Genomic DNA, 16,777 nt, shown 5'->3' on the forward strand with positions numbered 1-16,777 from the left:
CCCTTCGGCGCTTAATTGATTTTCAGATTAATAGCCATGATAATTTCTTCCTCTGTTGCTTCGAAGTGTAATTCAGATGGTACAAATTTAAAGGTCTGATCCGTACCATCGATGTCGGCAATAACTCTCCGCCCGTAATAATGTTCTACCACCGCCCGAGTCGGTTGGCCTATTTGTGGGTTACGAAATTGAATAACAGACGATTTGATATTGATACTCATTTTGATATGACCTCCTTGAATTCTTCGATTTCTATGATTTCTTCCACTTCAAACACATATGTTTCACCAAGCCAGCTTTCACCTATTTCTCGTTCGACACCCTTGATATACCAATCCTGAACATTGTCATCAACTCGCGTCCCTATGGCGAGGGCTTTGTAGGTTCCGGCCTTTTCACACGTCATTTTCAGCGTGTCGCCTTCTACCCAACCGAAAGCACGACCAAAATGCATGTGCCCGTTCACCCAAACATCAACGTTTATGTTCAGATGTTCAAAGTAATCGGGCAACTGTATTTCAACAGTTTCCCCATCGATAGCTGCTTCAACGGTGTATCGATAGAGCGTATCCCCAGAAGTCGGGCTCTCTACAGCTCCGTGACGTATGACGTGAGTAGCTTTCTTGTGTGGAGCTGGATGTGGGATTTCAAAATTTTTAGTCCCTGCTACAGATAAAGAACCAGGCACTTTCCAATTTTTTGTGGTGTGTGATGCGCCTAATACTCCTTCATAATCGTTTAGTGAAACAGCCGTATCACCTATTGCCACTGATCCAGCTCCGCTCGCCCTTGCATTATCTCCAATTGCTATGGAACTGTCGCCTGTAGCTTTGGCGATATAGCCAATTGCTATGGAAGTAACTTGCGTAGCTTCGCAAGAGACGCCAATCGCAACGCTAAAGCTTCCTGTCGTTGTAGCCCTATCACCAATTGCCACTGACTGTGCCGCACTCGCAGATGTATGAAAACCTATACCTACAGCACGGATTCCGGTCGCTGTGGCATTTGTAGCCAAAGCTAAATTATCTGTGTTTAGTCCAACAATGTCTTTGCTTGTCAACGAAACTGTTCCGGTCTTTCCAGCAACACTAGTTACTGCATTTACTTGTGCCCCAGCTTGGATACCGTTGATCTTATTCTTATCAGCTGGACTCATGAATCCAGCTGTTGTAGATGTAACTACTGCATGTGCATTTCCGCCGGTCCCCACATGTTCATTAAACTCAGTCTTTGTTGCTTGCTGGATGTTATCAACGTTTCCTAACCCAATCTGCTCCTTGTTTACTTCGTGTGGGTTATCTTTACTAGTGGAATGGAGCGTATTCGCATCGATCTCCTGACGAATCTCATCCATTCCGATGTTAACCCGTTGATCGTTGGAAGATATTACACCACTTGTGTCGGTGGCCACATAAAATAGCACCAGCCCCGCTTTAGCTGCGGCCTGTGATGATGTCTTTTTAACTACTCCACCAACGTCCACATAAAGATACTGCCCTTGAGTCGGATTAAGTGGTAGGGTTCCTGCTGTAATCTCATATCGACGACCACTGACATACGCCACACCTGCCGTCCAGCTTGCAACCAAACCTTGAGCGCTACACTGTAGCCCCATAACTCCATCGATCACAGCGACAAAATTACTACCCATCTCCTTGGCAAGTTTCTCAACAAGTCCATGAGCGGCATCTATCCCGCTTTCCATCGTGTTCAATCTTGTTGAGGTAATCCGGGTACCCACCTGAACCAATTCAAATAATGGTCTTCCTGTCTGCGGATCAGTTTTCTGTTTCCCAGTTGATGGGTCCATAATCGGCTTTGTCATATCTGGGATCTCATCCAACCACGTTTGTTTGTTATACAATTGCCTTCACCTCCAACTTGATACTGAATTCAAATCCGATAAGAAATCCCCGATCGTTCTTAACAACATTCAACGCCTGGTTTGCAAGTGTTCTACCCTGGTTATCCATCAAAGACGCACCAAGGATTTGCTTGCCGACGACCTCGGTATCGTTCAGAAAAACGTATTTACGGATTGTGCGCCCGGATATGACGGTATTGTGGATCGGATATTTCACCAGTTCACCACTGACATTAACCAGGGCGTGGTCAAAATGTGAATCCGCATCGGTCACCGCATAATCAAGCATTAACGGTTGAATAACATCTGCCATTATGGCGTCCCTCCTTGCATGGGTATTTCAAATCCGGTAATCGGACTGTCAATCCGGGCGTGTGTTGTCACTGCGCCCACCGTGACGTTCTGAGTAGCCAATACGCCACTCGTCCCCAACTCTAGGGGCATTTCTAGTCCGCAAATTGGGAAATCAACTGTATGCGAGTACCCTTTCCCTGTCATTGTTATTGCTGGTGTTGTTGTTTTGGCCACCGGCACAGCTCTATTGATGTGAACTGGCCGAATATATTCAAAATCAGTAAATAGCCCCGCCATATTAATGGGGGAGCTGCCTTCATATTCGAAATGGATCTCTTTGACCAAAAACTCTTCCTTCACCTGCAGGAGTTTTCCATATTGTGCGCCAAGCTGCCGAAGGATTGGAAGCTTGAACGGCTTTTTGGCCAGTCGCTTCCTTCGGATCGCTTCTCGACGGTTAGCCAATGGACCTACCTGTTCCGTCCGGAAGTAGATCCATTCCCACAGATCCAACCCCCAGATTGACCGCTGCAGTAAAAATTGATTCACGAGTTCGCTCATTTTCTCTGCTCGCAGATCAATTTCTTCTTCCATCACGCCAAAGTGCCAGCCTGCTACCTCGTTTTCATACCAGTACGGCGCAAGTACCTCGCGGTACCGAACGGGAATCATAACAGAATCACCTCAACCTGCAGGAACGAGACAGGCGGCACATCAATGTCTTCAACATCATCATTAAGGGTAAATTCACTGTAATTCTCTACGCCTGGTACAAGCAGGAGAGCCGCGATATAGTTGTACAACAACTTGCTGCGACCGTTGGCGTACGCTGTCACACGCTGACGGATCAGTTCGGCCAGCTGCTGCAGATCTTCCGTTGTTTCCAACGTGGCTTTTACAGTCACTACGAAGATCGGAGCCGGATGCACAGCCAAGTCATGGCCAGCGATACGGTAATCCTCCCACATTAAGGTTTTGACTGTCTCCGCAAACTCAGCCGTAATAGGTTGACCGTTCATGTCTGTCAGATACAGATCGATAGAGTTGTCATGATGTTCCTTTTCTACTGCGACAGCACCACCCACGCCTTGGATCTCTTTAGCCCAGATTTCATAATCTTTACGACGGCCATTACCTTCTTCTGTGAAGGCCCTGTCCAAGATACGCAACCGATAATCATCGTTGGATTCTCCATCTTTCCGGACCATCCCATCAGCCCATCCATGAGCATCCAAGAATTCATCATCTGCCCAGATCGGTGTGGACTGCAGCACACCATATCCCCACAATTCTTGCTGTTCAGCGATCTCCTGAGCGATGGGGTACCAAAGGTCATAAAAATATTCCCCTTCTCCCACAGGAGGCGGTGGCAGCCCTCTTTCGTTGGCCATCGTAATAGCCCGGTTAACCCATCGTTGATAAATCATATCCGGGGTTTCTTCAAGTACAGGGACAACAGGGAATTTAGGCAAATCATTAATCGTTAAGCTCATGTATCGATCACCTCATTCAATTCAGCCACGCCTACAAGACCCGTAATTTGGATGGTCAAATCCATACCCCGATCAACACGTGTCATTGACGTAACCTCGGCTTGTTCAATCTCCGGGTGAGCCGTTAATGCTTCTTCAATATCTCGGATAATTTCAGTGTCTTCCCAACCTGGCCACTCAGATTTTTCAACGCCCATGTCAGCGCCGTATACAACATATTGGAATCGCTCGGTGCAAAGGATCTTCATGGCGGTTTCAACAAGAAATTCCTCATAACTGGTTGTACGGACTGGACGCCCCGACTCATCCAGGACAGCCCTGCGGTTACGGTAATCTATTTTGTATGTCCATTTAGTCGCTGAAGGGATGTTATCCATCAGGTCTGTGACATCGACCTCTTCCAACTCCATTTCAGGGAATAACGTTTCATCTTCTTCCATGGATCAACGCTCCTTTCCCAACACGTAATAACGTTGTCCTGTCATACGCGATACCAGGAGTCGATCACCCACCTGCAGGGAACTTGGAATGATTATTTTACCTTTCAATACCGAAGGTTCTGGTTCCGAGACATCAAAGGTGACTTCAATTTCTTGTTCCTGCAGGTAATCCGCAAAAACTAAACTTGCCGACTCATAGGGATGAGGATCTCCATCCACCTCAATCTTGGCAGTTGGCCAGCTTAGAAGGGTAGCACGTTCGGTATCCCGTGCATCGATGTGCCCCGCCACTTTCTCTTTTAAAAGCTTGATAGCATCACCCATCATTAGGCTTCCCTCCGTTCCAAAACCATCTTGACCGTGAATATCCCATTACTCCAGCTTGTGTCGGCACTCTCCACGATCCATTTAGTGACGACGGTTGTCTTGATCAGCACGAGCCACCCAGCCCGTAGTCCCGACAAAGTATGATCCTCATGACGAACAGCGATCTTCTTAATCTGCTTGGGCTTGGCCATCGCCTTCAACCTTTGAGTTGCAACTGTCGTCGGGTTCTCTTCTTCTTCAACTTCGATGATTTCTTCCATGCGGCCGAACGTTTTCAGGGCGCTGGCATCCGTTTTGGTGACAGATGCTGATAGTTTGTCATCCTTGTACTTCTGGGCTGTGACAACGGTGTAAGTGTCTTCCATGTTGTATCCCGCGCTGCTGGCTTCCATTTGCTCGGGAACAAAAATGGGTACCCTCTCGTTTGTCCCTTCACGAACGACCTGCAGGTAAAAATTTGTTTCCGTCCGGATAGCATCCACATGGTACCTGTAGCCGCTACGCTCATATGCCTTTTGCAACACATCCAAAATGACTTCTGAATGCGCCATCGTCCCATATCGTTCATCCAGGGTAAAGCCAAGTTTCGGGCAACGGAAGTCAACACCAGTCGTCTGAATGTACTTCTGCAACTCAGATCCTGCTTCGCCCTTTAGGTATGGTCGCACACCTTTATTCTTCGCAAGGTACCATCCAATTTCTCGGGCCTTGATCTCCCATACACCTGAAAACTCGTCTTTCTCATAATCAATGATTGGACCATGAAAGAACTGATTTTTGTGATGAAGGAGTGCCTTGCCGTTCCGGTGGGAAAAGCACATCAGCATACCGGCCACACTAACCGTAGGGATATCACGCAACCGCACAGTCATGCTTCGCGCGATTTCGTCCCTTTGGGATGACCAAGAAATGTCGGTTATAGCAGGAGTCAAGGCAGACCTGGCATCCTGTTTACCGTATATGACTGCAAATTTATCCATGACTGCCCTCCTTACTTCGCTTTGTTTACCGCTGCAGATATTTTGTTTTTTTGCCCTGTATAGTCAAATGCACCTGTTGCATTATCGGCAGCATCTTTGGCTGCAGCAGTACTTTTCTTTTTATCCTCTGACTTCTTCTTATCTTTCGACTTCTTCGTTTTATCCTTTTTGTCTTTCTTGCTGGTCGTGTTGGGCCTACTCTTACTAGACTTAGTGATGATCACGCCAGGCTTCAGGAGTTGCTTCGTGTTACTATATGAAATAATTTTGACAGGTTTATGCTCTACCAAGCTTATTGTGATGTGAATATTACCTTGGCCATCTTTATAAACGATCTCCATGTTCTCAATCAACATAGTCTGGGAAAATAATTCTTCAAAGTTGATCACGACCGGCTTAGGCTTCCACTTCTCCATCAATTGCCACGTGGTTTCTGGCCGTTTGTAAGTGACGGTCTGTTTCTTGTCCGTTTCCCACAGTTCGCGCCACTCGCGGGGCAAAATAGCCGTAAAAGAAACCCGCTGCAACTTGGCAGTGGGTTTCCCTGTCCGCTCTTGTCCGGTAATGACGTTGAATGTGTCCACGTCATTACCGGTTGTAATTTGTACTTCGGCCGGAGTGATCGGGAAGGTTAACCGGATCGCCCCTTGAGACATTGCAAGCATGAATTAACCCCCTGTCTCCAATGCTTTGTATATTTCTTCACCTGCTACATCACGGATCAGTGCGCGCCCTTCAGGGCTTGTCAGAGCCTTGGCAAAGGATTGGAAGTCAGTTATGCCCGCTGCAATCCCTCCGAGATCAATTGTGACATTGCCAATCGTCACAGACTTATTTCCACTGGATGCCTGGGCAGACAGTGAAGTGGTACGGACAGGAATGTTGCCTCCGGATAATTCTGGACCTTCAATGCCTTCTACACCATCACGCATCGTCCCCGCGATCAAATTCATGCGTTGTTTAATAGAGTCCGGCCGTAATCCATCCGAAAACATGGATACGAAGTTTCCTGCCCATCGATCTGACTTACTGGCAGGACCTTTTTTGGTTGGGGAACTAAAACCCAGGTAATCCTTGATCACACCTGCAGCTTTGGAAACGACACTTGTCAATGTCGGGAATTTACTTTGCATTCCCGCCGCCATCATACTGATTAGATTGCTACCCCAGGTGCTTCCTTTGCTTGAGACAGTTGAGAGCGATTCAAGATGTTGCCGAGTAAGATCAATCGCACTTTTGGCCGATGAGCTCACACCACTAAAACTCAAAGCAGCCTGGCCGTTGCCTCTGATAATATCCCTGGTACTATTCTTTGTTGTAACGCCCAGATCCTTGGCTTTCTGTTCGGTTTCCTTGGCTGCTGTCCCAACAGCCTTGACATTATTCTCAGCTTCTTTGGACTCAGAACCCTTGAACATACCCACTAACTTATCCTTAATATGATCTGCCGCTTGAGTGATGCCGCTCTCGTTCATTGCATCTGTAAGGCCTTGCTTCAGTCCGCTTTTCTGAATATTAGAAACGACACTTTCCATCGTTTCCTTGATTTTTTGCTCGCCTTCCTTTGTTGTAGAAGCCGTTGTAGTGACAAATGCTTCTTTGGGTAACTGAGGCATAACCGGCTTAGGCTCTTCTTTTGGACCAAAACCCATCCAACCCTTGATAGAGTCTGTAAGAGATGAGACACCATCCACGATGTCACGAGTAATACCGCTTGAATCAGCAAGTGCACCAAGCTTCTCTCCTGCCCAATTCCCAAAGTAAGCACCTGCAGCAGTTCCGAGCGGACCGGCTAACGATCCGACAATACCACCCAACGTACCTCCAATGGCTCCACCTGCAACTGAACCACCTGACGAAGATACGGCTTCCTTCCACCCGGTTTCCTTGGCTGTCTGGTATAAGTCATATGCTCCGAAACCCAAGGATGTGGCAGCCCCAATAATCCCGCCAGCTTTCAGCATTTTCGCATTAGATTTAATGAAGTTCCCTATCTTACCCCCGTTTGGCACGTCAGGAGTTGGTGGAGGGGTTGGAGGATTTGGCCGACGCACACGATAAGGATTTTCACGAGATCCGCGCCTGTTCGGGTCACGTGTATCAGGAGAATTGTTTCTATTTCGGTTACCATCTCCCCCTGAACCTCGGTTATTCCCGCCGCCACCTCTTCTATTTCCACGATTTCGACCATTACCTCTACCACCAGATGAAGATCCATACACATTCACCCGATTCGCATTAATCGTCATCGTGGATGAGCTGCGAACTCCACCCAATGGGTTACCTGAGTTGTTTCGGTTACGACCTAAGTCACCCCTAATACGACGGTCACCTACTTGATTACGGATACGATTAGCCCGTTCAGTAGGTGTTTCCTCCGTTGGTCCAGGTGTTGGTCCGGATGACCTCCCCCGAATGCGATCCCAGCCGTTTTTAAGCCCTTGACCCGCCCCGGATACAATATTCTTACCTTTTTGTCCTACCCATCCAGCAGCTCCAGCAAGATCTGAATTGAGTTGACGCACTCCCTGGCCAAAAGAAACCAGTCCTTTTATCACAAGCACACTGGCCAACCCAATCAATGCTGCATTAATTAAACCAGCGTTTTCCTTATAAACATTGGTCACTTTCGTAATTGCATTTACAACACCTACGCCAAAAGCTTCGATGCTGTCTTTGTTCTCAGTGATTAAGGTGTTAAATTCTTTAAGCGCCGGCAATGAAGCCTGCATGATATTTCCGCCGATGTCTTGCATCTGCATTTGCATTTGAGCTTGGATCTGGTTGTATTCAGTCATCGGGTTAGCTTGTTGTTGAGTTGCAACCAATCGATCAGTGGTTCCGGTCATATCCGGTGCTTTTTCGAAAGGTAGACTATACGTACTCAGAATCGAATCTGAATTATCCTCGGCAGCAGCTGAACCAAGAGTTACAAGCGATTGCTTTAAATCACTTCGACTTTGACTGGCTAAATCAGCAACTAATGCGGCTATAGCTCCCTGTGCTTTTTGCTTATCCCCAGAGTTAATGTCTTCTGTGAATGCTTGAGCTTGACTAGCTGCATCTTTTTTACCTGAACCCCTGCTAACGAAATAATTAGCCATGTCATCAGCATTTAGGGCTTTTACTCCAAATGTTTCTTTAAAGAAATCACCAGGCTTGTCGAAATTGAAGGCCCCACCTTGGACCGTTTTTGATAAAAAATTACTCATCTGAGCAGAATCCGTACCGCTACTAGCAAAATAAGGACTATATTCCCAGAATGTATCGAACAAGTCCTGCTGACGATCGCCCACACTTTGATAGGCATACATCATGCTATCTGCGATCTGAGTAGGCGTTTCCTTAAATGCATTACTAGCTTGGGCTAATGCACGGTTGACTTCCTCAGCTCCAGCGTCAGGACGAATGTATTGAATCTTTGATGAAGCCGTGATTACTTCCCCGATTATAGATTTATCAGGGAACATCGGTGCAATGTCGGCCAGATTACCCGCACCAGTTGCACGGTCTGGAATGATCCCTTGAGATACGAGATCATCATTTAATGTGAGTGCTTTTTGCCGTTCCTGAGCAGGGATATAAGGTGCGCTGCGTGCTGCTTCCGAGTAATAGTCTGTTACACCACCAAACAGCACATCTGACATTCCACCGCCAAGCACAAGTCCACCAGCTACTGTCGCCAAAGCCGCAACTTTGGCGGAAATGCCATCTACTAATGGGCTAATTTCATCATTTGCTCTCAGTCGGACATGAGCATCTCTTATCCCACGGATCTCCGTATCGGCACGACTAGCAGACCGCCTTAAATCATCGGCCCCAGCTCGCGAACGACGAAAAATATCATCCAGTTGAACACGATTGAAATCCCGTACTTCATCCGCTGCACCATGTATCCGTCTGCCTAAATCATCAGCTGCATCCCTAGCCCTGCGGCTGCTGGAAACTATATCATCACCCATGCTACCCGCAATGCGTCGAAACTCTCTCACGTCATCTGTGGCTCTTTGAATCAAACTGCGCATATTTCGCACAGCGCCAGATATTAAATCTTTAGCTTCAAACGGGACGGTTACCCGACTTGTGGCTGCAATATTGTTCACCCCCTTCCCATGCTACTTGTTAAGCTTCTTCATCTCTTCCTCAGCCAGCATCGATGCGGCAAGACAGAAATGATATTGTCTGTTCCGATTTACTTCATATGGCAAGACTTCGGCAGGCAGCTTCTTTTGATTAATCCAAAAAGATGCTATCCAGCTTGCTTCGCCGTCTCGCCGGATGAGTTTTTTGCTTCTTTAAGGAGAGCTTCTTTCGTTTCTCGGAAGTTCCGAACAGCCTTGGACAATACCCCATAGTGATCAGGATCGTTCAGCACACGGGGTGGCAGTTCGTTTTTGTTCGTACACTTGTAAGCCAGCAACAATTCTTTGTTATTCCATGGAAAATCATGTTCTGTTGCCCGTACAATCATGGCATCGATCTCGTTGAATGTTTCCTTTGCAGTTCCATCGTCATTGAACGCCACATCATAACACCGACGAATATCAATCGTGGTCAGCCGGCGAACGGACCATTTTTCTCCGTTTACTGGCACTTCAATCTGTTCCGGTTCGGCCGCTTCTGTACCTGCCGCAAGATATTTTTGTAATTTGTCACTCATTGTTATTCCTCCAATAATTTAATTTTTTGGAAACGAAAAAGACCGCCATATAAATGACGGTCAGCGTTGAACTTTTATAATAATGACGTTTTAACAAGTACGATTAAACAAAATATCCCGATTATAAAAAAAATTATCGCTGAATAGCGGTAATCCTTCCAAATTCGAATCCCATTAGCAATAGTAAGGATGAGCATTGCAATGGCATTTAATGCAGTGGAATACCCTTGAACCGTGTTAACAATAAGCAAAATCATTACCACTACCCAGGCAAACCAGAACCAAAGTGGAAACTTCTGAAAAAACTCTTTCATCGTGATTTTCTCCTTATGGCTTTTATTCTGTCTGTAGTAAGGTTTCTTCAACTTATATCAAATTCCTTTATTTGGATCGTAATTCGCTATTAAATTAATATTAAGCCATGTAATCAGGGAACTGTTCTACAAAATCGAAATCTGTAGCCGTTCCTTCTAACGTGATATCAATACCTGTATTACTGTCGATCTGAGCGACCAAAATGTCCATATTCCCATGAATATGAATCCCTGTCAGAAGGACTCTCTCCGTATTGCCTGTCTGCATATCTTCCAAGGAACCAGTGATGCGATCGAGGAACATGGTTTTACCTGCTTTAAAGTCTGTCAACAGACGATAACGCAGCCGGGATTCCAATTTGGACATTACAATTTTAACCGGGATTTCATAACCCACGATTTGTTTTGTCTTCGCCATTCGGCGAGCTCGGACAACATCCAATGTTTCAGGATTCAGTGTGACTTCAATTTCTTTGATAGTCTGAACTGCATCCCCGTTATCGTCTTCAACCGAGAGATTTCGGCCAATTAGTTCGCGTTCCATTTATTAAGCCACCTCCCAAGTAATATAGAATGCTTCGATGGCATCGAGCGGTTTGGCGAATAGTTTGAAATAAGCGTAATCGAAGTCACTTACATTGTTCGGATCTTCCGTGAAGGTATAACCTTCATCAATCGCTTTTTGGCTCCTGCGGATTGCCAGGTATTCAAGCACAGCCGCAATAAACATACCCCGACCATCCTTGTCATTGTCCAGTTTAGCCTTCCACTTCTTCGCCGTGGAATAGATGTCGTTCAGGACTTGGTCGATCGTCATAGAAACACGAATCTTACCAAAGTCCTCACGTTCACCTGCACCCATCGTTGTCAGCGTATTGACCGCTGACTCAATGATATAGTCGTAACCGTCTCGTGTAGCCATCAGAGTTCCTTCAGCCAGTCCTTTGATAACTTCGTTATGGCTCCAATCGATGGCAGCCTGTGTCATTGGGACCTTAGCCCCTGTAAAGGACTTATTCGCAGGTGTACCCGCCATCAAGCCAGCCAACCACGCTGCCCATTGCACAGAGTTGTACGTTTTGCCGTTAATATGTGTTCCGGCAATAGAGTTGTTAACAATGAATCTGGCGTTCATAGCGCGGCTACGGGCATTATGCTTATCAATGTCGGTATCATCGAGTGGAAGGCCAGCAACGACCAACTGAGCGAGTCTGCGGGCCTTCATGCGACGATCCAACAGCCATTGTTTTGTCGCAGCTTGGACGGCCGCTTCCGTTGAAGGTAGATAGAACACATCGAAGGTCAAGCCATCCACCCGATTAAAAATACGGCTCCAATCCGACGCTGTGATTGTCGCTGTACCGGATACCGCACCTGTCAGTGGTGTGTATGTCACATCTGCCCAAGCAACTGAGCCCACAGCCTTAAATCGGACCATGTTAGACTTCTTCAGCGCTTCTTCAGCTGCCGTCTTATCAGCCACAGTGTACGTTTCCGTGTCGTAAATCCCTTTGGAGTCGCGGATGATGATCTCTTTCTTGGAAGCATCAACCAAGCTTGCCCGGATCATGTATTCAAAATCATTCCCGCGTAGACCTGGATAACGCGCTTCAATCGTGTAACTATCCGTGACAATAACAGCGGCAGCCTTTTCAGATCCATTCGTCACGCGGTACCCGATCACGGTTGCCCCAGTTTCGGATGCTAACTCCAATTCATCAACCTGCAGGCCACTTTCCTTCAAACGTTCAGAAGTGTCTGCCATGTCAATAGCTTGGTTGGCCGCCCCCCATTCCGCTTGGTAAGGGATCAGTACACGGCCCGTCACTGGCACGACTCTGGCCTTGGCCAAAGCAATCAACTCAACATATCCCCCTGGTCTAACCCTCTGAATCGACATTCAACGATTCCTCCTTTTGTACCGCTGGTTGCAAATATGCTTCAAGTCGGTTTTGTACTTCCTGCTGGGATAGCAGGGTATCGGATTTGCAATCAAAAAGGGCACCCGCTACCTCAAAGCGTTCATGCTTCAAGGCAGCTGCACCCTCAATCCATTCTTGCTTGGTACGCTTGTTCAGATCCTCCTGGACAGCAGCAAGCCTTTCCTTGCGTGGTGTACTCATGGTGTGAGCTCCTTTCCATATTCAATGTGGAATTCATTGATCTTTGGTACGGGCAGCTTCGGCACGGACAAAAGATAAGAATACCTGCAGGTGACCTCGACCCGATCCTTTTCAGGTCGGTTGCGTGGTGGTTCCATAACCAGTGCAACACCAAAGCGTTTCGAAGCGTAGAGGTACTTCTTCTGGCGTAAGAATGTGAAAAACGGTCCCAGATCAAAGGGTATAGGCTCGCCTTCGTCTTCTTCCGTAGTTCGTTCCTTGTCGAAGTGAAACACCAGTCCAACATCCTCGACAATCCGGTTAGCACGCGGGCTGTTAACTTTGTCCGATACAAGATCCGTTTCAATAAACACGGAAGGTGTATCAAAGTTACCCGCCAGCCATTGCGTCTTATCCCGCAAAATCGTCAGATCTGGGTAAACAAGCCGCACGATTTCTGCCCATGACTTCAAACCTTTATCCATCAACGCAGCACCCTTTCCAACTCAATTTCAAGCCGCCTTATGATGAGCTGATTCATTCCGCCTTCAAACTGCGTCACGGCAATGTCGAAATACTTCCGACCGATGAAGCTACGCGGTTTCGCCATGAATCCAGTCTTGGCATTTCGGTCATACACAAATGATCCACCGCTGTTCCAGTAACCTGGTACCCAATGGGCTTTGTGAATCGTGTAACCATCATTAATCAGACGCGGGTATCCCCAGGCTCCCTGATCGTTTGAACCGGACCCAAGATCAGATCCGACTTCCAATGTGATAGAGTTCCTGTCAACATCCCATTCCCATACGTTTCCGTCGCCACCACGGGTAAAGGAGTTCCACATCAAACCTGTATCAATAAGACCTTGCCTATCGATTTCGTCAATGATGTGGTTTAACAACGTTTCACCCAAAGCTTCGGCAATGTTGGTCAGAACCCGCTTCATCCCTTGATCAGCTAGTTTTCTGAATCTACGTGCCAAGCCATCAAAGTCATTAACGATCATTGCCTTTCACCTCACATGTCATCAGCAGCTCCATCCAATAGCGGCGAGGATTCGCATCGATGACAAGATAACGACGACCGAATAATACAATTTCATCGCTGATTCTCACATCAGCCGTTTTGGCCACGCCGATCGTTTTCTTCACGATGTACATCACGGGTTTGGCATCAACTTTGTCGGATGTTTCCGTCTTGATAACATGACATTTTAGGTCCCCAATTTTGCCGCTCTTCCGATCATTGAACAAATCGTCACCGTCTCGCTTGCTGCCAACCCGATACACAGCAAGTGGCGTTTTAAATCGGTGGTTCACAACAAATATGCCGTGATGTTGCCATCGTCCGGCCCTTCCTGTTGTTTCTTCACCCAAAGGAACAAGATTGCGTCCACGTCCGGGTTACCCGTGGTCATGCCTGCAATGGCTTGTCGGGTGTATGTCCAAGCCCCATCGCTCTCTGAAGCATAGTTCCGAGCGACAGCAGCCAGATATTCCTCACTGTCCTGTAGGGCAAGCCCTTCAGCCAGCTTCACCCATGCGAGCATGAGCTGCCGATCCACTTCTTCAGGGAAAGGAATGGGTAAATACAACTCAATACGCACTTGGGCGTCATCAATGTACTGTTCCAATTGCTCCGGTGTAGCTTCCTGAATAGGTGAGACACGGCTGCGGGTTTTAAGAAGTTGGGGCGTTAGCATAAGGATCATCCTTCTGCGGCAGTGCTGCCAGTGCCTCGGTCAGTTCTTGCTTATTCATGGATGAAAACCCTTTGATGCCCTCGGCCTTTGCTTGTTCCTTCAATTTGGTAAGGCTTGGTTCGTCTTCCTTACTGTCATCGTGAGATGCTGCAGCTGGTTCAGGGTGAACTTCATCAACAGTGAAGTGTTCTTCCTGATCCAGCTTTTCAGCAATATCATCAGCAATCATGAGCGGCTTGTTAGGCTCAAAACGAATGCCATACTTTGTTAGTGAAGTATTACTACCTTTAAAGGTAATCTTTTTCATTAGAATTGCACCCCTTCTGCCATTGCAACAGCACCTGGCTCCTCGAAAATGAAATCCCCATCTGCGTGCGTAGCATAGAATCGTTTGTCCTCTGTTACAGCCGCTTTACCTTCGGTTGTCTTACGGATAATCATGTCATAAGTATTTACAATGACAAAGTTTGGTTTATACGTGAATAGAACTGCACCCTCAGGCATATGTGGCACTTCTTCCACATCGTAGTTGTTGATTCTCTTTTGCGCCCCTAAAATTTGAATTTGAATCGAAGCACTGGTATCTTTCAAAGCCAATTGTTCCAAGCGCTCCGAGAAGGTATTGGGATGCATGAAATATTTGAACTGTCCCGCACTACGCAATCTTGTTGGCACAGAACGTTCTAGTCTGAAGAAAATACCGAGCTTACCAGCTGTGTCAAGTGTAGACCAATCAGTGAAATTCCCTGTGTTACGAGCCTTTTTCAACCAACCATCTGCTATGCTCAGGAAGTCATAATCAGGATCATTAGCTAATGTACTCATATCACCATTAAAGCCCAAGTCTTGCATGTTTTCGCCAAAGTTTCGGGTCATACCACCCATGATGATTTCTTCAATGTTCTGTTTCCGAACCCGCTGTTCCATGCGAATCTTTTCTTCCGTAATCTCGTATTGGAGAGTTACAGGAACAACAGAATAAGGAACTTGCTGATACACTGGTTCCGTTTGCTTTCCAGCGGGATTCCCCTCTCTTTTCTTGCGTAGGTTTCGCCCTGTCACGCCAATCTTGTCTATAGTACCCTTCGAACTGTCTCGCGTTTCAGTACGAATACCCTTCAAAAATTCTGTAGATTCATATGCCATCTGTAGAAAAGCATCAACTTCCTCATAGTTCATGGCTGCCGGGTCAAGTCCTGTATGAATTGTACCTTTTCTAATGCTGTTGTTTGCAATTTGTCCGTTATTTCTCATAGTTTTATATTCCTCCTTTTAAATTAAACGAATCGGGCCAACGTAGAAGTACCAGTTGCTTTCTGAATTTGAGTTTCTTCTGCGCCACCTTGAGCAGATCCACCGCGGCTGTTTTTAACGATCTGCACATCAGCTGCCAACGTGCTCATTTGCTCAGTCAACGGGGCCAATGCTTTGGCAATGGCATCAGTAACCGCATTGGCTTCAGGATCGGAACCATTGCCCGCATCCGGTGTTCCCGCGTCAGGATCAACGCCACCATCTTGTTTCTTCAGTTCAGTGACATCAGCTGCCAGTCCCTGCATTTGCTTAACAATAGGTGCAACGGCAGCTTGTACGGCTTTTACAATATCATCTGGTTTCAAATCTTCTTCCTCCTGGGGCTCTTCTTCGGGAGCCGTTTTATTTTTAAGGTCGGTCAATGTAGCAATCGCATCATCAATATGCTGCAGGTTGCTGGCAGAAATCTTTTTGCCAGCTTTGACAATGGCTTCAGGCGGTTTGCCTATCGCCTTCACGATATCTTCCTGCACCAATACGTCCTGGGCGATCTCAACAAAATCCTGCAAGGCTTCTCGGATAACTTCGGGATCTGTTTCCATACCGGATTCCCATGAGTCCCAACGAAAAAGAACCGCGTTCAAGGCGTCCTGAGCTGCCCAGAATTCACGGTTCTTACGATTCTTGTTGTATTTGTCGGCCACAGCCCCTTTGACGATCGGAGACAAGGCTGCATTGATAGCCTTTTTAATGTTATGAATCAATCCCTTGGAAACTTCCTCTTCATCCTCGACTTCCTCACGCTTGCCAACGCCCCACATGCTGAATCCGGTGATCTCACCCTTCTGGATGTCTTCCCAAGTATCATCATCAGTCACTTTCACACCAGCGACCCATGAACCTTTTGCAATTACTTGGTCGCCAATCACCATATCGCACGGGGCAATGTAGGACTCAACAACGTACCCTTTGTCAGTGTCCAGATCATGTTGCTTATCGATGTTGTAGGTGTGCTGGTTCTCCATGAACAAGTGAGCTGCCTTTTCGATCTCGACAGCATCCATCATGTCACCATGGACATCTTCGACATCTGGCTGATATACCACACCAATAACGATGTGTTGTGTGTCATCCACCTTGGCGATTTGGACTTGCTTTTGAATAGCGTTTTTCCCAGCAGCTTTAATAATGGCAAATGGAACACCATTAGCGCCCTTATCCACGAGCGACAAGTGCGTAATCTTTGCATCCTTCATTTTATAGGTCACTTCTTCTCTCACCTCCTTTCATAAAATAATTTATTGAGTTAAGATGTAGTAATAGAAATAATACATTTAGAAGGAG

At 46.8% G+C, this 16,777-nt stretch carries 22 protein-coding genes; all 22 read right to left on the reverse strand.

Going from position 1 to position 16,777, the window contains the following annotated elements:
* Positions 1-11: 11 nt before the first annotated feature.
* Positions 12-221 carry a hypothetical protein gene (locus ACETMN_RS18530; protein ID WP_411734877.1) on the reverse strand — a complete coding sequence of 70 codons (210 nt, stop codon included), beginning with the start codon at positions 219-221 and terminating at the stop codon, positions 12-14.
* The gene (locus ACETMN_RS18535; RefSeq protein ID WP_411734878.1) at positions 218-1,864 is read right to left on the reverse strand and encodes a hypothetical protein; all 1,647 of its coding nucleotides are present in this window, start codon (positions 1,862-1,864) and stop codon (positions 218-220) included. Before ACETMN_RS18535 ends, ACETMN_RS18530 begins: the two co-directional genes overlap by 4 nt.
* Entirely contained in the window at positions 1,857-2,177 is a 321-nt protein-coding gene (locus ACETMN_RS18540; RefSeq protein WP_411734879.1) for a hypothetical protein, read from the reverse strand. Before ACETMN_RS18540 ends, ACETMN_RS18535 begins: the two co-directional genes overlap by 8 nt.
* Positions 2,177-2,830 (reverse strand): hypothetical protein, encoded by a 654-nt coding sequence (locus tag ACETMN_RS18545; protein WP_411734880.1) that lies wholly within the window; start codon positions 2,828-2,830, stop codon positions 2,177-2,179. Before ACETMN_RS18545 ends, ACETMN_RS18540 begins: the two co-directional genes overlap by 1 nt.
* Complete coding sequence (locus ACETMN_RS18550; protein WP_411734881.1) at positions 2,827-3,651, reverse strand: baseplate J/gp47 family protein; 825 nt, start codon at positions 3,649-3,651, stop codon at positions 2,827-2,829. The genes ACETMN_RS18545 and ACETMN_RS18550 overlap by 4 nt, the downstream gene beginning before the upstream one ends.
* Positions 3,648-4,091 carry a DUF2634 domain-containing protein gene (locus ACETMN_RS18555; RefSeq protein ID WP_211085479.1) on the reverse strand — a complete coding sequence of 148 codons (444 nt, stop codon included), beginning with the start codon at positions 4,089-4,091 and terminating at the stop codon, positions 3,648-3,650. Before ACETMN_RS18555 ends, ACETMN_RS18550 begins: the two co-directional genes overlap by 4 nt.
* Positions 4,092-4,094: 3 nt before the next feature.
* A complete protein-coding gene (locus ACETMN_RS18560) occupies positions 4,095-4,418 on the reverse strand; it encodes a hypothetical protein (RefSeq protein WP_411734882.1) in 324 nt (107 codons plus the stop codon).
* Positions 4,418-5,398: a hypothetical protein gene (locus ACETMN_RS18565; protein WP_411734883.1), complete on the reverse strand. Its 981-nt coding sequence runs from the start codon at positions 5,396-5,398 to the stop codon at positions 4,418-4,420. The genes ACETMN_RS18560 and ACETMN_RS18565 overlap by 1 nt, the downstream gene beginning before the upstream one ends.
* A gap of 11 nt (positions 5,399-5,409) precedes the next feature.
* Entirely contained in the window at positions 5,410-6,063 is a 654-nt protein-coding gene (locus ACETMN_RS18570) for a hypothetical protein (protein ID WP_411734884.1), read from the reverse strand.
* 3 nt (positions 6,064-6,066) lie between these two features.
* On the reverse strand, positions 6,067-9,501 hold the full coding sequence (locus ACETMN_RS18575) for a tail tape measure protein (protein WP_411734885.1): 3,435 nt from the start codon (positions 9,499-9,501) through the stop codon (positions 6,067-6,069).
* 146 nt (positions 9,502-9,647) lie between these two features.
* The gene (locus tag ACETMN_RS18580; protein ID WP_411734886.1) at positions 9,648-10,058 is read right to left on the reverse strand and encodes a hypothetical protein; all 411 of its coding nucleotides are present in this window, start codon (positions 10,056-10,058) and stop codon (positions 9,648-9,650) included.
* Positions 10,059-10,132: 74 nt separating this feature from the next.
* Positions 10,133-10,372 (reverse strand): hypothetical protein, encoded by a 240-nt coding sequence (locus ACETMN_RS18585; protein ID WP_411734887.1) that lies wholly within the window; start codon positions 10,370-10,372, stop codon positions 10,133-10,135.
* Between the two features lie 100 nt (positions 10,373-10,472).
* Positions 10,473-10,916, reverse strand: a complete 444-nt coding sequence (locus ACETMN_RS18590) for a phage tail tube protein (protein WP_127550629.1) — start codon at positions 10,914-10,916, stop codon at positions 10,473-10,475.
* 3 nt (positions 10,917-10,919) lie between these two features.
* Positions 10,920-12,272, reverse strand: a complete 1,353-nt coding sequence (locus tag ACETMN_RS18595) for a phage tail sheath subtilisin-like domain-containing protein (protein ID WP_411734888.1) — start codon at positions 12,270-12,272, stop codon at positions 10,920-10,922.
* Positions 12,253-12,495 carry a hypothetical protein gene (locus tag ACETMN_RS18600; RefSeq protein WP_411734889.1) on the reverse strand — a complete coding sequence of 81 codons (243 nt, stop codon included), beginning with the start codon at positions 12,493-12,495 and terminating at the stop codon, positions 12,253-12,255. The genes ACETMN_RS18595 and ACETMN_RS18600 overlap by 20 nt, the downstream gene beginning before the upstream one ends.
* Positions 12,492-12,959 (reverse strand): hypothetical protein, encoded by a 468-nt coding sequence (locus tag ACETMN_RS18605; RefSeq protein WP_411734890.1) that lies wholly within the window; start codon positions 12,957-12,959, stop codon positions 12,492-12,494. The genes ACETMN_RS18600 and ACETMN_RS18605 overlap by 4 nt, the downstream gene beginning before the upstream one ends.
* On the reverse strand, positions 12,959-13,483 hold the full coding sequence (locus ACETMN_RS18610) for an HK97 gp10 family phage protein (protein ID WP_145153117.1): 525 nt from the start codon (positions 13,481-13,483) through the stop codon (positions 12,959-12,961). Before ACETMN_RS18610 ends, ACETMN_RS18605 begins: the two co-directional genes overlap by 1 nt.
* Positions 13,473-13,796, reverse strand: a complete 324-nt coding sequence (locus ACETMN_RS18615; RefSeq protein WP_411734891.1) for a hypothetical protein — start codon at positions 13,794-13,796, stop codon at positions 13,473-13,475. The genes ACETMN_RS18610 and ACETMN_RS18615 overlap by 11 nt, the downstream gene beginning before the upstream one ends.
* Positions 13,793-14,179: a DUF3199 family protein gene (locus ACETMN_RS18620; RefSeq protein ID WP_062319511.1), complete on the reverse strand. Its 387-nt coding sequence runs from the start codon at positions 14,177-14,179 to the stop codon at positions 13,793-13,795. Before ACETMN_RS18620 ends, ACETMN_RS18615 begins: the two co-directional genes overlap by 4 nt.
* The gene (locus ACETMN_RS18625) at positions 14,157-14,486 is read right to left on the reverse strand and encodes a Rho termination factor N-terminal domain-containing protein (protein ID WP_411734892.1); all 330 of its coding nucleotides are present in this window, start codon (positions 14,484-14,486) and stop codon (positions 14,157-14,159) included. The genes ACETMN_RS18620 and ACETMN_RS18625 overlap by 23 nt, the downstream gene beginning before the upstream one ends.
* Positions 14,486-15,433: a phage major capsid protein gene (locus ACETMN_RS18630; RefSeq protein ID WP_411734893.1), complete on the reverse strand. Its 948-nt coding sequence runs from the start codon at positions 15,431-15,433 to the stop codon at positions 14,486-14,488. Before ACETMN_RS18630 ends, ACETMN_RS18625 begins: the two co-directional genes overlap by 1 nt.
* A gap of 23 nt (positions 15,434-15,456) precedes the next feature.
* Positions 15,457-16,689 (reverse strand): XkdF-like putative serine protease domain-containing protein, encoded by a 1,233-nt coding sequence (locus ACETMN_RS18635; protein ID WP_411734894.1) that lies wholly within the window; start codon positions 16,687-16,689, stop codon positions 15,457-15,459.
* Between the last annotated feature and the right edge of the window lie 88 nt (positions 16,690-16,777).

Origin of the sequence: Paenibacillus sp. M2, from assembly GCF_046713495.1 — a bacterium.
GTDB lineage: Bacteria > Bacillota > Bacilli > Paenibacillales > Paenibacillaceae > Paenibacillus > Paenibacillus amylolyticus_B.

Excerpts from the sequence above, each read along its gene's own strand:
- ACETMN_RS18530 (WP_411734877.1), bottom strand. The coding sequence starts at position 221 with ATGAGTATCAATATCAAATCGTCTGTTATTCAATTTCGTAACCCACAA.
- ACETMN_RS18540 (WP_411734879.1), bottom strand. The coding sequence starts at position 2,177 with ATGGCAGATGTTATTCAACCGTTAATGCTTGATTATGCGGTGACCGAT.
- ACETMN_RS18545 (WP_411734880.1), bottom strand. The coding sequence starts at position 2,830 with ATGATTCCCGTTCGGTACCGCGAGGTACTTGCGCCGTACTGGTATGAA.
- ACETMN_RS18550 (WP_411734881.1), bottom strand. The coding sequence starts at position 3,651 with ATGAGCTTAACGATTAATGATTTGCCTAAATTCCCTGTTGTCCCTGTA.
- ACETMN_RS18555 (WP_211085479.1), bottom strand. The coding sequence starts at position 4,091 with ATGGAAGAAGATGAAACGTTATTCCCTGAAATGGAGTTGGAAGAGGTC.
- ACETMN_RS18560 (WP_411734882.1), bottom strand. The coding sequence starts at position 4,418 with ATGATGGGTGATGCTATCAAGCTTTTAAAAGAGAAAGTGGCGGGGCAC.
- ACETMN_RS18565 (WP_411734883.1), bottom strand. The coding sequence starts at position 5,398 with ATGGATAAATTTGCAGTCATATACGGTAAACAGGATGCCAGGTCTGCC.
- ACETMN_RS18570 (WP_411734884.1), bottom strand. The coding sequence starts at position 6,063 with ATGCTTGCAATGTCTCAAGGGGCGATCCGGTTAACCTTCCCGATCACT.
- ACETMN_RS18580 (WP_411734886.1), bottom strand. The coding sequence starts at position 10,058 with ATGAGTGACAAATTACAAAAATATCTTGCGGCAGGTACAGAAGCGGCC.
- ACETMN_RS18585 (WP_411734887.1), bottom strand. The coding sequence starts at position 10,372 with ATGAAAGAGTTTTTTCAGAAGTTTCCACTTTGGTTCTGGTTTGCCTGG.
- ACETMN_RS18590 (WP_127550629.1), bottom strand. The coding sequence starts at position 10,916 with ATGGAACGCGAACTAATTGGCCGAAATCTCTCGGTTGAAGACGATAAC.
- ACETMN_RS18595 (WP_411734888.1), bottom strand. The coding sequence starts at position 12,272 with ATGTCGATTCAGAGGGTTAGACCAGGGGGATATGTTGAGTTGATTGCT.
- ACETMN_RS18600 (WP_411734889.1), bottom strand. The coding sequence starts at position 12,495 with ATGAGTACACCACGCAAGGAAAGGCTTGCTGCTGTCCAGGAGGATCTG.
- ACETMN_RS18605 (WP_411734890.1), bottom strand. The coding sequence starts at position 12,959 with ATGGATAAAGGTTTGAAGTCATGGGCAGAAATCGTGCGGCTTGTTTAC.
- ACETMN_RS18610 (WP_145153117.1), bottom strand. The coding sequence starts at position 13,483 with ATGATCGTTAATGACTTTGATGGCTTGGCACGTAGATTCAGAAAACTA.
- ACETMN_RS18620 (WP_062319511.1), bottom strand. The coding sequence starts at position 14,179 with ATGCTAACGCCCCAACTTCTTAAAACCCGCAGCCGTGTCTCACCTATT.
- ACETMN_RS18625 (WP_411734892.1), bottom strand. The coding sequence starts at position 14,486 with ATGAAAAAGATTACCTTTAAAGGTAGTAATACTTCACTAACAAAGTAT.
- ACETMN_RS18630 (WP_411734893.1), bottom strand. The coding sequence starts at position 15,433 with ATGAGAAATAACGGACAAATTGCAAACAACAGCATTAGAAAAGGTACA.
- ACETMN_RS18635 (WP_411734894.1), bottom strand. The coding sequence starts at position 16,689 with ATGAAGGATGCAAAGATTACGCACTTGTCGCTCGTGGATAAGGGCGCT.